13 protein-coding genes are annotated in these 13,718 nt (G+C 31.6%); 7 read left to right on the forward strand and 6 right to left on the reverse strand.

Annotated elements, in window-relative coordinates:
• Position 1 precedes the first annotated feature (1 nt).
• Positions 2-655 (forward strand): endonuclease III domain-containing protein, encoded by a 654-nt coding sequence (locus ACVC3Y_RS11515; protein ID WP_303423701.1) that lies wholly within the window; start codon positions 2-4, stop codon positions 653-655.
• A 284-nt stretch (positions 656-939) separates the two neighbouring features.
• Here the strand turns inward: ACVC3Y_RS11515 and ACVC3Y_RS11520 are convergent, their stop codons facing one another.
• Complete coding sequence (locus ACVC3Y_RS11520; RefSeq protein ID WP_303423703.1) at positions 940-1,524, reverse strand: RNA polymerase sigma factor; 585 nt, start codon at positions 1,522-1,524, stop codon at positions 940-942.
• Between the two features lie 237 nt (positions 1,525-1,761).
• Here ACVC3Y_RS11520 and uvrA point away from each other — a divergent pair, with 237 nt between their 5' ends.
• Positions 1,762-4,548, forward strand: a complete 2,787-nt coding sequence (gene uvrA, locus ACVC3Y_RS11525; protein ID WP_452226970.1) for an excinuclease ABC subunit UvrA — start codon at positions 1,762-1,764, stop codon at positions 4,546-4,548.
• Here uvrA and ACVC3Y_RS11530 read toward each other — a convergent pair.
• Positions 4,545-5,636, reverse strand: a complete 1,092-nt coding sequence (locus ACVC3Y_RS11530) for a DUF3667 domain-containing protein (protein WP_452226971.1) — start codon at positions 5,634-5,636, stop codon at positions 4,545-4,547. The genes uvrA and ACVC3Y_RS11530 overlap by 4 nt on opposite strands.
• A 169-nt stretch (positions 5,637-5,805) precedes the next feature.
• Here ACVC3Y_RS11530 and ACVC3Y_RS11535 point away from each other — a divergent pair, with 169 nt between their 5' ends.
• The 5 genes from ACVC3Y_RS11535 (at position 5,806) to ACVC3Y_RS11555 (ending at position 9,587) form a co-directional block, all read left to right on the forward strand.
• Positions 5,806-6,507 carry a hypothetical protein gene (locus tag ACVC3Y_RS11535; protein ID WP_303423709.1) on the forward strand — a complete coding sequence of 234 codons (702 nt, stop codon included), beginning with the start codon at positions 5,806-5,808 and terminating at the stop codon, positions 6,505-6,507.
• A gap of 180 nt (positions 6,508-6,687) precedes the next feature.
• Positions 6,688-7,731, forward strand: a complete 1,044-nt coding sequence (locus ACVC3Y_RS11540; RefSeq protein ID WP_452226972.1) for a GMP reductase — start codon at positions 6,688-6,690, stop codon at positions 7,729-7,731.
• 79 nt (positions 7,732-7,810) lie between these two features.
• A complete protein-coding gene (locus ACVC3Y_RS11545) occupies positions 7,811-9,103 on the forward strand; it encodes a DEAD/DEAH box helicase (protein ID WP_452227132.1) in 1,293 nt (430 codons plus the stop codon).
• Positions 9,104-9,109: 6 nt separating this feature from the next.
• Complete coding sequence (locus ACVC3Y_RS11550) at positions 9,110-9,322, forward strand: DUF6500 family protein (protein ID WP_303423715.1); 213 nt, start codon at positions 9,110-9,112, stop codon at positions 9,320-9,322.
• A gap of 37 nt (positions 9,323-9,359) precedes the next feature.
• A complete protein-coding gene (locus ACVC3Y_RS11555) occupies positions 9,360-9,587 on the forward strand; it encodes a VF530 family protein (protein ID WP_452227133.1) in 228 nt (75 codons plus the stop codon).
• Positions 9,588-9,639: 52 nt separating this feature from the next.
• Here the strand turns inward: ACVC3Y_RS11555 and ACVC3Y_RS11560 are convergent, their stop codons facing one another.
• From ACVC3Y_RS11560 to gap, 4 genes are all read right to left on the reverse strand, one after another.
• Positions 9,640-11,340 carry a phytoene desaturase family protein gene (locus ACVC3Y_RS11560; protein ID WP_303423717.1) on the reverse strand — a complete coding sequence of 567 codons (1,701 nt, stop codon included), beginning with the start codon at positions 11,338-11,340 and terminating at the stop codon, positions 9,640-9,642.
• Positions 11,341-11,388: 48 nt separating this feature from the next.
• Positions 11,389-11,757, reverse strand: coding sequence for a methylglyoxal synthase (locus ACVC3Y_RS11565; protein WP_303423719.1), 369 nt, complete (start codon positions 11,755-11,757; stop codon positions 11,389-11,391).
• Complete coding sequence (locus ACVC3Y_RS11570; protein WP_303423720.1) at positions 11,757-12,620, reverse strand: N-acetylglucosamine kinase; 864 nt, start codon at positions 12,618-12,620, stop codon at positions 11,757-11,759. The genes ACVC3Y_RS11565 and ACVC3Y_RS11570 overlap by 1 nt, the downstream gene beginning before the upstream one ends.
• A gap of 61 nt (positions 12,621-12,681) precedes the next feature.
• Complete coding sequence (gap, locus tag ACVC3Y_RS11575) at positions 12,682-13,683, reverse strand: type I glyceraldehyde-3-phosphate dehydrogenase (protein WP_452226973.1); 1,002 nt, start codon at positions 13,681-13,683, stop codon at positions 12,682-12,684.
• Positions 13,684-13,718 lie beyond the last annotated feature (35 nt).

The following is a 13,718-nucleotide window of genomic DNA, read 5'->3' on the forward strand; positions in this document are numbered from 1 at the left end:
AATGACCAAAAAAGAAAAAGTAGATTTTGTTATAACAACGTTAAACAAGCTATATCCAGAAATTCCAATTCCTTTAGACCATAAAGATCCGTATACTTTATTAATTGCTGTTTTGCTTTCTGCACAATGTACAGATGTTAGAGTAAATCAAATTACACCTTTGTTATTTGCTGAAGCAGATAATCCTTATGATATGGTGAAATTATCTGTAGAAGAAATCAAGGAAATTATTAGACCTTGTGGCTTGTCTCCTATGAAAAGTAAAGGTATTTACGGATTATCTAAAATGTTAATTGAAAAGCATAACGGAATAGTCCCACAAAGTTTTGAAGCTTTAGAAGCATTTCCAGCTGTTGGACATAAAACAGCAAGTGTAGTGATGAGTCAAGCTTTTGGAGTACCAGCTTTTCCTGTAGATACTCACATTCATCGTTTAATGTATCGATGGAATTTAACCAATGGAAAAAATGTTAATCAAACCGAAAAAGATGCGAAACGTATTTTCCCTAAAGAGCTTTGGAATGATTTACACTTACAAATTATTTGGTATGGTAGAGAATATTCTCCAGCGCGTGGTTGGGATTTAGAAAAAGATATTATTACTAAAACGATAGGAAGAGCTTCCGTTTTAAAGGAGTATTATGCTAAAAACTAATACCTACTACTGTTGTAAGAATACAGTATATAGATTCCTGCAGTAACTGGAATAAAAAATCCTGAAAATTAATTCAGGATTTTTTATTTAGTTAAGAACTGTTTCAAAATTCATATTATTAAATTTTAAGACATTCAATGCCTTAGAATAATTAAGAAGAAAATCTACTGTTTCCTGCTTAGGGTTCCTTTTAATTTTTTCCCTTTTGGGGTTTTGAGAGTAAAGTTTTGCCATTTAAAATGTTTTAGTTATACACTGAAAACGAAACAAACTTTATATTATTGTTAGTTTGTTAAAATAATATTATGCTTATCAATAATTTTACGCATATTAATTAATGCATAACGCATTCTTCCCAAAGCAGTGTTTATGCTTACACCAGTTTTTTCAGAAATTTCTTTAAAACTTAAATCATTATACATACGCATTACCAAAACTTCTTTTTGGTCTTCAGGAAGCTCATCCATAACACGTCTAACATCCCGTTCTACTTGTTCTTTAATTAGTGTTTTTTCTGCATCTAAAGCACTATCACTTAATACCGAAAAAATACTAAACTCACCGCTATTACTGAACTTTGGCATTCTGTTACTTTTTCTAAAATGATCAATAACTAAATTATGAGAAATACGCATAACCCAAGGTAAAAACTTACCCTCTTCATTATAAGAACCTCGTTTTAAAGTTCGTATCACCTTAATAAAGGTATCCTGAAAAATATCTTCAGCAATATCTTTATCATATACTTTAGAGTATATAAAACTGTAAATTCGTTGTTTGTGTCTAGTAATTAAAATTCCTAGCGCGCCTTCATCTCCTTTAATGTAGTTACTAACAAGAGTAGCGTCGGTTATAAGTTCTTTTTGCATAATGATTACTTTTTTGCACAGAAGGAAACCTTCTAATACTTGGGGTTAAAATTTAAAAAGTAATGTTATGCTATAAGCTAGTATTTTGTTATTTATGTTAGTATGAGTCAAATATAACAAGAATCATTCCTAAAAAACAAAAAATAAATACTTTTTTTAACATTTTATTACACAATAATCTATTTTTTAAGCTGAACTAGTTATAGTATCTTTGCAGAATTATTCCTTTAAAAGCTTATGAACACTAATATTTCTAAAGTAAATCCAAAAAAAAATATCATCATTAAAGGTGCAAAATTGCATAACCTAAAAAATATTGATGTCGTAATCCCTAGAAATAAATTAGTAGTTATTACAGGTTTATCTGGTTCTGGAAAATCTAGTTTAGCTTTTGATACTTTGTATGCAGAAGGACAAAGACGTTATGTAGAAAGCTTATCTAGTTATGCTAGGCAGTTTTTAGGACGTTTAAACAAACCAAAAGTAGATTATATAAAAGGTATTGCTCCTGCTATTGCTATTGAGCAAAAAGTGAATTCTACAAATCCACGCTCTACAGTAGGTACAACAACAGAAATTTACGATTATCTGAAACTTTTATTTGCTAGAATAGGAAAAACATACTCGCCAAAATCTGGAAAAGAAGTAAAAAAAGATACCGTTGCAGATGTAATTAAATATGTAAAATCTTTCGCTGAAGGCGAAAAACTCTTGCTCCTCGCTCCCATTTTTCTTGAAGAAGGAAGAAAATTACAAGACAAATTGAAAGTTTTAAATCAGCAAGGTTATGCAAGAATTAAAGTGAAGGATAAGATTATTAGACTAGATGAAACTCAAGATATAAAAGAAGATGTAAAAGATATTTTCTTGGTAGTAGATAGAATTATTACTAAAGACGACGAAGATTTTTATAACCGACTAGCAGATGCCGCGCAAACTGCTTTTTTTGAAGGAAAAGGAGAATGTTTTTTAGAAACTTTAAGTGATAATAAACAACAACAATTTAGCAATAAATTTGAACTGGATGGTATTACGTTTTTAGAACCTAACGTGCATTTGTTTAGCTTTAACAACCCGTATGGTGCTTGTCCAAAATGTGAAGGTTATGGTGATGTTATTGGTATCGATGATGATTTAGTAATCCCTAACACAGCACTTTCTGTCTATGAAAATGCTATTTTCCCTTGGAGAGGAGAAACTATGAGTTGGTATAAAGACCAATTAGTCAATAATTCACATCATTTTAATTTCCCTATTCATAAACCTTATTTTGAATTAACTCCAGAACATAAACAGCTTATCTGGACAGGAAACGAACATTTTGAAGGTCTTAACGATTTCTTTGCTGAATTAGAAAGCAAAGCATACAAAATACAAAACCGAGTAATGCTATCGCGTTACAGAGGAAAAACAAAATGCAAAATTTGTAACGGAAAACGTTTACGAAAAGAAGCTGATTTTATTAAAATTGGTAGTGCAACAATTACAGATTTAGTAGAAATGCCTTTAAATAAATTGGCTGTTTTCTTTAAGCAATTAGAGCTCAATGATTATGATGAAACTATAGCAAAAAGGCTTTTAAAAGAAATAAACAACAGGCTTTCTTTTTTATCTAATGTAGGCTTAGATTATTTAACTTTAAATAGAAAATCTAACTCGTTATCTGGGGGAGAAAGTCAACGCATCAACCTTGCAACCTCTTTAGGTAGTAGCCTGGTTGGTTCTATGTATATTTTAGACGAGCCCAGTATTGGTCTACATCCAAAAGATACAGAACGTTTAATAGTAGTTTTAAAAGCACTTCGCGATTTAGGAAACACTGTAATTGTTGTAGAGCATGATGAAGATATCATGAAAGAAGCAGACGAAATTATTGATATTGGTCCAGAAGCTGGAACTTTTGGAGGTAATGTTGTAGCTACAGGAACATTTGCAGATATATTAAATTCAGATTCTTTAACTGCACAATATTTAAATGAAGCGCTAAAAATTGAAGTACCTCAAAAAAGAAGAACCTCAAAATATGCTGTGGAAGTTATAGGAGCAAGAGAAAACAACCTTAAAAATGTAGACGTAACTTTTCCTTTAAATATGTTAACGGTAGTTACAGGAGTTTCAGGAAGCGGTAAAAGTACGCTTGTAAAAAAGATTCTTTTCCCAGCAATACAAAAACATTTAACTGGCTTTGGAGATAAACCTGGACAGTTTTCTGAATTAAAAGGAAACTACACCAATGTTAAACATATTGAGTTTATAGACCAAAACCCAATTGGTCGTTCTTCACGTTCTAATCCGGTAACCTACGTAAAAGCTTATGATGATATTCGTGCTTTGTACGCAAATCAGAAATTAAGTAAAATACGAAACTATGCTGCCAAGCATTTTAGTTTTAATGTAGACGGAGGACGCTGTGAAACCTGTAAAGGGGAAGGCGAAGTTACTATTGAAATGCAATTCATGGCAGATGTGCATTTAGAATGTGAAACCTGTAAAGGAAAGCGTTTTAAAAAGGAAGTTTTAGAAGTTACTTTTGGAAATAAAAGTATCGATGATATTTTAAATCTTACTATAGACGATGCCATAGCTTTTTTTACAGCGCATGAGCAGAAAAAAATTCAAACCAAATTACAACCATTACAAGATGTAGGCTTAGGCTATGTTACTTTAGGTCAGAGCTCTTCTACCCTTTCGGGAGGAGAAGCACAACGTATTAAGCTTGCAACCTTTTTAGGAAAAGGTTCCCGACAAGAAAATGCTTTATTCATTTTTGATGAACCTACTACTGGATTACACTTTCATGATATTCAAAAATTATTAAAATCCTTTTATGCTTTAATTGAAAAAGGACATTCCATTATTGTTGTAGAGCATAATTTAGAATTAATTAAATGCGCAGATCACATTATAGATTTAGGTCCGGAAGGTGGTGAAAATGGTGGCAAACTTGTAGCAGCAGGAACTCCAGAAGAGATTGTAAAAGTTAAAGCATCGGTTACAGGGAAATATTTAAAAGAGAAACTTTAAAATAGCATTACTGCAAACACAAGTACTATACATCCAGCAATTAATGCTACAGGAAAAAATAATAGAGTTATAAGACTTGTTTTTAAATAACTTTTAAACCAACCTTGTTTGTAAAAACGTTTTATTGCTAAAAAAAGGTAAATAAAAGTAGATAGTACAATTAGCCAATCTATCCAATTTGGAATTTCAATTATATAATTCACTCCTACAATAAGGCTAAAAACAGTGAACAAGAAAGAAAAGTAATAAAAACTAAATACCAAATGATGTGAATAGCGACCAGTTTTTCTAAAAAACAACTTGAGTATTAATGCAAAAATTGGTAATATAAAAAACATGGCAATAGACATCGTATCAAAAAAAGATTGAAAAATCCCTCCAACTTTTCGTTGTTTATAAAACTTTACTCCTTGCCTATAAAGACGTTTCGTTAAATTTCCATCGTCTTTTTTTAGTCCTAATTCTTTATAAATAATTGCATCTGGAGTATCTTTTGCTATTAAAGAGTCTAACTTTTTTGTAAAATCAAAAGAAAAATCTACAGCTCTAAAATTTTCACTTGAAACTATAGAATCTATTTGTTTCTCAGAAAATCCTGTATAAATTTTATTTTCTTCTAAAACTTTTTTAACCTCTATTCTATCTATAGAATCTTGTTTCATTCTATCTGCTAACATAATGGAATTAATAGAGTCGATTTTAAAATCTCCTGTATTAGTATCTATATCTTGAACTTGATTTAAAACCTTTCCAATTCCCTTATCAAATTCAGAAGACATCCTATTAATTCTAAAAGAATTTAAAAAGAAAAAAACAATGGCTACAAATAAATACATTTGAGCAGGATGTAAATACAATAAACGTTTACCTGCTATAAATTTTTCAGCTAAAAAACCAGGTTTAAATAGTAATGGGAAAAAGCTTTTAAAAAAACGAGCATCAAAAGAAAAATAATTGCTTATCGTGTTATAAAATAAAAGACCTAAAGTTAAATCGTCTTTATCTTTTTGTCCACAGTGCGGACAAAATTCATAAGCTTCATCAAAAGGTTTTTCGCAATTCTTACAATCTTTTATTTGAACAGACATGGTTTTTGGTAAGTTTTCATAAAAATATAAAAAAGTAAACAATAAAACACACGTGTTAAAATACTAACAATCAAGCTTATACGTTTTTGGCACGACAATTGAAACTAACAAAACAAATAGCGTAAGCCGAAAAGCTAAATGAGTAGGCATAATCTAATACCTATATACTATGAAAAAATTAGTACTATTATTTACAGGAATGTTAATGACATTAACAACTGTAACCGCAGCAGAAAAAATTACTGCAACACAAAAACAAGGTGAAGATTTAAATATTTCACGCTACAGTTTTATACAACCAATTCAGTTTGTAGAGCGTGGTGTGGAGTTCTTAATCTTTCCTGATGGAAGTTTCGATTTTAATACAAATCTTGACTACACACAAGGTGACACATATTATAGAGCGCCTAACCCTAGGACTACAACTACACGTACAAGAAGTGTAAATACCACTTTTGGAGCTCCTGGAACTAGAGTAACGTATAGTAACTCTAGCATTAGACCTACAGGTGGAGTAATTATAACCCATGACAGAGATGGTAAAGTACGTAGAATTGGAAATGTATTTGTTAACTACAACAGAGAAGGTCAAGTAAAACGTTTAGGTTCTGTTTATATCAATTATAACAGACAAGGTTTATTAACACAAGTTGGTGGTTTACAAATACGTTATGACAGAAACAATAATATAATTGCAATTACTGGTCATGTTAATTATAGTAACCAAGGTTATAATGTTTTTAATTCTGGTTACGCTTCCAATAATGATTGGGATAATAACCATAACGATTATAACAATGACGATTTTTACTACTACAAAAAAGATGGTAAAACCGTTAAGCAAGAAAAGCTTAAAACAATAAAGAGATAATATTCTCAATTAAATAAAAGATAACCTCACGAGACAGTCACCCAAGCGACTTCGTGAGGTTTTATTATTTTAAACACCTATCAACACTTGTTAACAATTAATTCTTCCAAAAACGAAATTTCATTTTTACAACTATAGAATATCATTTACATTTGAAAGTAATCCAAAACTTCTACCAAAATGCGCATAGAATACGATATCAAACTCGGTTTTAAAGATGTCATGATAAGACCAAAACGCTCAACTTTAAAAAGTAGATCGCAAGTATCTTTGCAACAAGAATTTAAATTCTTAAATAGTAAAACAATTTGGAAAGGCATACCAATTATGGCTGCAAATATGGATACTGTTGGTACTTTCGAAATGGCTTTAGCTTTAAGTAAAAAAGAATTATTTACAGCGATACACAAACACTACTCTATTGAAGATTGGAAAATATTTTCTAAAAACGCACCAAAAGGAATTGAAGAATACATTGCAATTAGTACTGGAACAGGAAAAAATGATGCTGAAAAATTAGCTGCAATATTTAAAATAAACCCAAACTACAAATTTATTTGCATTGATGTTGCCAATGGTTATTCTGAACATTTTGTAAGTTTTGTAAAACATACTAGAGCACAATATCCTGATAAGGTGATTATTGCTGGAAATGTAGTAACTGGCGAAATGGTAGAAGAACTTCTACTCTCTGGAGCAGACATTATTAAAGTTGGTATTGGACCAGGAAGTGTTTGTACTACACGTGTAAAAACAGGTGTTGGCTATCCGCAACTCTCTGCAATTATAGAATGTGCTGATGCTGCGCATGGCTTAGGAGGACACATAATTAGTGATGGTGGATGTACCATTCCTGGTGATGTTGCAAAAGCCTTTGGTGCTGCTGCTGATTTTGTTATGCTTGGCGGTATGTTAGCAGGACATGAAGAATCTGGTGGCGAATTAATAGAACAAAACGGAAAACAATACAAACAGTTTTATGGTATGAGCTCAAAAACTGCAATGAAAAAACATGTTGGTGGCGTTGCCGAATATAGAGCTAGCGAAGGAAAAACGGTTTCTGTACCTTTTAAAGGAAAAGTAGAAAAGACCCTATTAGATATTCTTGGTGGCATACGAAGTACATGTACATATGTTGGTGCTTCTCGTTTAAAAGAACTTACCAAAAGAACTACTTTTATTCGTGTTGCAGAACAAGAAAACCAAGTTTATACTAAAGAATAAACCAATACACCAAATAAATAAACGTACCTTTGCAACTTATAAAAATGACATATATAATTTGTCATTCAACAATTACTATATGTCATTTAAATCTTTAGGCTTATCAGAAGCCTTATTGAAAGCTATCCAAAAAAAAGGATATACAACTCCAAGTCCAATTCAACAAAAAGCAATACCTCCAGTATTATTAGGAGTCGACGTTTTGGCTTCTGCACAAACAGGAACAGGAAAAACTGCAGGTTTTACTTTACCATTATTGCATTTACTTTCAGAGAATCCGAAACAAAAATACAGACCAATTCGTGCTTTAATACTAACACCTACAAGAGAACTAGCTGCACAAGTATATGCAAATGTTAGAGAATACAGTGAATTTACAAATATTAGATCTGCTGTTATTTTTGGAGGTGTAAATCAAAAACCACAAGTAGCAACCATACGTCAAGGTATAGATGTTTTAGTAGCTACTCCTGGACGGTTATTAGATTTAGAAAGTCAAGGATTATTATCCTTAAAACGTGTAGAAATTTTTGTTTTAGACGAAGCAGATAGAATGCTGGACATGGGATTTTTAAGAGATATTGAACGTGTCATGAAATTAATGCCAGCTAAAAGACAAAATTTAATGTTTTCGGCAACCTTTAGCAAAGACATTAAAAAACTGGCTAATAGTATACTTAATAATCCTGCACAAGTAGAAGCAACTCCCGAAAATTCAACGGTTGATGCTATCAATCAAAAAGTATATCGTGTTGCCAAATCAAAAAAAGCAGCTTTATTATTAAAGCTAATTATTGATGGGCAATGGGATCAAGTATTAGTATTTACACGAACCAAACATGGTGCAAACAACTTGACAAAAAAATTATTAGGAGCTAGTATTTCTGCTGCTGCAATTCATGGAAATAAAAGTCAAGGAGCAAGAACAAAAGCTTTAAAAGGTTTTAAAAGCGGAACTATAAGTGTTTTAGTAGCAACAGATATTGCAGCACGAGGATTAGATATACCTTTATTACCTCATGTTGTAAATTATGAAATACCAAACATTTCTGAAGATTATGTACACCGAATTGGTAGAACAGGTCGTGCAGGAGCAAAAGGAGAAGCGCTTTCGTTAGTTTGCACAGAAGAACTTGGGTATTTACGCGATATTGAAAAATTAGTTGGTATGAAAATACCATCAGAAACATTAGAAGGTTTTGAACCAGATCCAAATGAACCCACAGCTCCTAAAAAGCAAGGTCAAGGAAGAAATAGAAATGCTCGTTCTGGTAATTCTAATTCAAGAGGAAGAAGCAATTCGAATAAAAAAGAAGGAAATAAATCTAATACTAGTAATAGAAACCGAAACTCTAGACGAAGTAGAAATTAATATACAATGACAAAAGCTTTAAAAGATAAAATAATTAAGGTTTGTAATTTAAAAATTCAGCAAAAAGGAGACAATGTAGGTTTGTCTTTTTATGCTTTTTTTGCCAATAAAAATGATAATCCAGAATTACTAATGGAAGCTGCTACTTGGTGGATTATGACGCATAAGTTAGATCATTTTGAAAAAGCAGTAAAAATATTAGCCCTTGTAAATAAATAAAATGAATGAAATTCCTGCATTCACAGGAATGACTGTTATGAGCACACAACCCAACAATCCTTTACATGGTGTAAAACTAGAACAAATTATTAATGATTTAGTTGGACATTATGGTTGGGAATATTTAGGATACACAATAAATATTCGCTGTTTTACACATGATCCTTCTGTTAAATCCAGTTTAAAATTTTTAAGAAGAACACCTTGGGCTAGAACTAAAGTGGAGAACTTGTATTTAAACATGCTTTCTAAAAGAAAAAAATAGAAACTCACACGCTTATAAAAGTTTAACAGAGAGTTAATTTTTAATAATACCTCTATTTTTCAGCACTTGCAAACACGTCATTTTTAGCTAGTCGCAGTTTCTTAACTTCCATTTTTTTAAGCATCCAATCTGGATAATTAGAAGGGTCTTCTGCTTCAAAAATTCGCAATTCTTGTGTAGCATCTTCTTTTAATAAATCATCTTGCTGACAACCTAAAATAGTTGCTGCTGTTTGCACACCAGAATAACCAGCACCTGTAACACCATGAGCAGCAATGGAAGCTCCACACATATATAAATTTTCAATTTCGGTTTTAGGTTTATACGAAAAAGGACCAATATGTCGTAGGCTTTTTTCGGTTCCGTACACACTTCCTTCTGTAGAGTTGATATAATATTCGTTAGTCATTGGTGTACCCAAGTCTTTATGAACAATTTTATTTGAAATTCCTGGAATTACTTTTTCTAAAGTGACTAAAAACTTTTGAATAATTTGCTCCTTAAAGACAAGATATTCTTGAGAACGTTCTTCTGTTTCATTTTTAAATGCTTCAAAAGCATCATAATGAATATAGGTAATTGCTTCTAAAGTGTGATATCGACCATCAAAACTAATTGGATCTTTTAAGGAGGTACAACTAATAAACATTCCAGAGAATTCTTCGCCATCTAAAATGTCTTTCTTTTGCATGTCTTTAAAAGAATCATCCATGTTTTGGTTTGGAATTCGCCAAATATTTCCGGAGTCTAAACCTGCTTTTTTCACATCCATATCTACTGTTAAAAACAGCATTAATGAAGTACAAGAATATGTTGTTTTGTTGAGTTTCTTTAGTAATTTAGTACTTAGATTATCTTTTCCAATAAGATTTAAATAAGTAATTCCTGGATCGGCATTCGAGATTATACGATTTGCATAAATCTTTTCTCCCGAAGCTAATTCTACTCCAATAGCCTTTTTATTTTTTGAGCCTTCTTTTAATAAAATACGTTTAACCGAAGCACTTGTTTTTACTTTTCCTTCATAGGATTTTATTTTATTCGTCATCGCTTTTACTAAAGCTCCACCTCCACCCATTGGGTAAAACCCACCTTCTGCATAATGACACATAATGGCTGCATGCATGATAAAACTTGCTTTTCCAGGAGGCAAGCCATGATTACCAAATTGTATATTTAATATATTTTGAAGTAATGGATCTTTAACGTGCCAATTAATTACACGTTTTAAAGTAAATGGAGAATATTTACCCATATGTTTGGTTCGGAACGGAATAGTTAATTGTTGCCACAACCCTTTAACTTTAGGTATAAGTTGTAATTGTCTACCAACATTTCGAATCAGTTTTAAGTACTTTATAATCCCTTTTTTTTCGTGTGGAAAACGAGTAATAAGATCTTGTTGAAATTCTTCCCAATTTGCAGAATAATTAAAGCGCTCTTCGCCAATCCAACAATGATCAAACCCTTTAGGATTCATTCTATAAAACCCAATGTCATTTGCAATACCTAAACCAGAATATAATTGGTTTGAAGATTCTCCTGGGCTCATTAGACCAACGTAATGTACACCTGGAGTAAAACGGTAACCATTTAAGTAAAAACTGTGACACCAACCGCCAGGAACATCATGCTGTTCTAAAACTAAGACCTTTTGTCCTGCTCTAGCTAAACAAATTGCAGAGGTTAATCCTCCAACTCCGGAACCAATAATTATTGTGTCGTAACTATTTTGAGTAATATTTTCTTGCAAAGCACTTTTTTTTTATGCTTTACAAGATAAATTTAATTTTTAGAATTCTTATAACTTAATTCCTTTTATTAATAATTCTGCTGTTTTAGGATTCGTTGCAAGAGGAACGTCGTGCACATCACATAGACGCATTAACATAAGTACGTCTGGTTCGTGTGGATGTTTTTCTAAAGGGTCTCTAAAAAACAAAACCATATGGCATTTACCTTCTGCCACTCTAGCTGCAATTTGCGCATCACCACCAAGTGGTCCAGAAAGTAATCTGGTAACTTCAAATCCAGCTTTTTTAACTTTTTTTCCAGTGGTACCAGTAGAAATTAAGGAAATTTGCTTTTGCAGTAAAACATCTCTATGTTCGTTTAAAAACTGAACCATTTCTGCTTTTTTTCCATCATGTGCAATAATTGCAATTTCCATTAGCTTAAATTATTTGCGTGAAATTTTAATAAACCTTCAATTGGTCTTCTTTCGAAATTGCCAACAGTAAAACCTAATTCTGCTGCAACTTCTTTTATTTCTTCTTGCGAGAAAAATGCTATAGAACCTGCAAAATGTACTGGAACCGTTTTTAATTCTTCTTTAAATTGAAAAATCATGTTTTTGGCAAAAACACGAATTCCTGATTTAATTAATTCTTTAATATAAGAAGATTCTTTATTTAAAAACATAAACTCTGCAAATGCAGCTAAGTATGCATTTGGGTTTGGTTGTTTATATAAATTGTATTTAATATAATCGGATTCTACATTATACTTACCAGCAAAAGCTACTTTTAAATCTTCTGGCATATGATTAAAATAATAATCACGAATTAATTGCTTACCAAAATAATTACCTGAAGCATCATCCATAAGTGTATAACCTAAAGAATTTACACGCTGATGTAATAGTTGTCCATCAAAAAAACTACAATTAGATCCTGTACCTAGAATACAAACTACAGCAGCTTCGTCTTTAGTATTTAGTGTTGCTCTTACTGCCGCCATAGTATCTTCTTGTACTTCTACAATAGCATTTTTAAAAATAGATTCTAAAACACCCTTTAAGAGCATTTTTGGTTTTTCGGTTCCACAACCTGCTCCATAAAAGAATATATGCGTTACTTCTTTCTTACTTTGCATAAGAACTTCGCTACTTTTTATGGTTTTTTTTAGTTTTTTTTCTGGAAGAATTGCCGGATTTAATCCTTTAGTTCTTACTTTTTCAAAACATTGGTTTCCTTTGTTGTCTACTGCAATCCAATCGCATTTTGTAGAGCCACTATCTACTATTAAAATCATAAGCTAAAAGTAAAAAAAAAGCTGCTCATAATGTATGAGCAGCTTTTTTAAATTATATTAATTAAAGTGAATTAACTTTTAAAGCTAAATCTACTAATTTATTAGAATATCCAAACTCATTATCATACCAAGAAACTAATTTGAAAAATTTTGAATTTAATTCAATTGCTGAATCTGCATCAAAAACACTAGTTCTTGTTTCACTTACAAAATCTTGAGAAACTACAGCTTCTTCGGTATAACCTAAAACACCTTCCATTTCTCCATTTGCAGCTTTTTTAAATGCCGCTTTAACTTCTTCTAAAGAAGTTTCTTTTTTTGTTTTTACAGTTAAATCTACTACAGATACATCTACAGTTGGTACTCTAAAAGCCATTCCTGTTAATTTCCCATCTAATTCTGGAATTACTTTACCTACTGCTTTTGCAGCTCCTGTTGTAGAAGGTATGATGTTGTTTAGTGCAGAACGACCTAAACGATAGTTTTTTCTTGAAGGTGCATCTACTGTAAATTGTGTAGAAGTAGCAGCGTGAATAGTTGTCATTAATGCTTCTTCAATTCCAAAGTTATCTTCTAATACTTTAGCTATTGGAGCTAAACAGTTAGTAGTACAGGATGCATTAGAAACAATATTATCACTTGCTGTTAACTTGCTATCATTTACTCCCATTACAAACATTGGAGCATCTTTACTTGGTGCTGAAATAACTACTTTTTTAGCTCCTCCATCTATATGATATTGTGCGGTTTCTAAAGTTGTGAAAATTCCAGTACATTCTGCAACTACATCTGTTCCAACTTCGTCCCATTTTAAGTTTTTCGGATCTCTTTCTGCTGTTACACGAATGGTTTTTCCATCTACAATTAAGTTACCATCTTTTACTTCGATAGTACCATCAAATCTTCCATGAACAGAATCATATTTTAATAAATAAGCTAAATGTTCTACATCTAGCAAATCGTTTATTGCTACAACATCTACGTTGTCTCTTTTTACAGTTGCACGGAAAACAATTCTTCCAATTCTACCAAATCCGTTAATTCCTAATTTTAATGTTGACATAATTTATTTACTGATTATGTGGTCTTTAATTAGAC

It is taken from the genome of Lacinutrix cladophorae (genome assembly GCF_053604645.1).

What these genes read in the sequence shown, in the direction of transcription:
- ACVC3Y_RS11515 (WP_303423701.1), top strand. Translation starts at nt 2, where the DNA reads ATGACCAAAAAAGAAAAAGTAGATTTTGTTATAACAACGTTAAACAAG.
- ACVC3Y_RS11520 (WP_303423703.1), bottom strand. Translation starts at nt 1,524, where the DNA reads ATGCAAAAAGAACTTATAACCGACGCTACTCTTGTTAGTAACTACATT.
- uvrA (WP_452226970.1), top strand. Translation starts at nt 1,762, where the DNA reads ATGAACACTAATATTTCTAAAGTAAATCCAAAAAAAAATATCATCATT.
- ACVC3Y_RS11530 (WP_452226971.1), bottom strand. Translation starts at nt 5,636, where the DNA reads ATGTCTGTTCAAATAAAAGATTGTAAGAATTGCGAAAAACCTTTTGAT.
- ACVC3Y_RS11535 (WP_303423709.1), top strand. Translation starts at nt 5,806, where the DNA reads ATGAAAAAATTAGTACTATTATTTACAGGAATGTTAATGACATTAACA.
- ACVC3Y_RS11540 (WP_452226972.1), top strand. Translation starts at nt 6,688, where the DNA reads ATGCGCATAGAATACGATATCAAACTCGGTTTTAAAGATGTCATGATA.
- ACVC3Y_RS11545 (WP_452227132.1), top strand. Translation starts at nt 7,811, where the DNA reads ATGTCATTTAAATCTTTAGGCTTATCAGAAGCCTTATTGAAAGCTATC.
- ACVC3Y_RS11550 (WP_303423715.1), top strand. Translation starts at nt 9,110, where the DNA reads ATGACAAAAGCTTTAAAAGATAAAATAATTAAGGTTTGTAATTTAAAA.
- ACVC3Y_RS11555 (WP_452227133.1), top strand. Translation starts at nt 9,360, where the DNA reads ATGAGCACACAACCCAACAATCCTTTACATGGTGTAAAACTAGAACAA.
- ACVC3Y_RS11565 (WP_303423719.1), bottom strand. Translation starts at nt 11,757, where the DNA reads ATGGAAATTGCAATTATTGCACATGATGGAAAAAAAGCAGAAATGGTT.
- ACVC3Y_RS11570 (WP_303423720.1), bottom strand. Translation starts at nt 12,620, where the DNA reads ATGATTTTAATAGTAGATAGTGGCTCTACAAAATGCGATTGGATTGCA.
- gap (WP_452226973.1), bottom strand. Translation starts at nt 13,683, where the DNA reads ATGTCAACATTAAAATTAGGAATTAACGGATTTGGTAGAATTGGAAGA.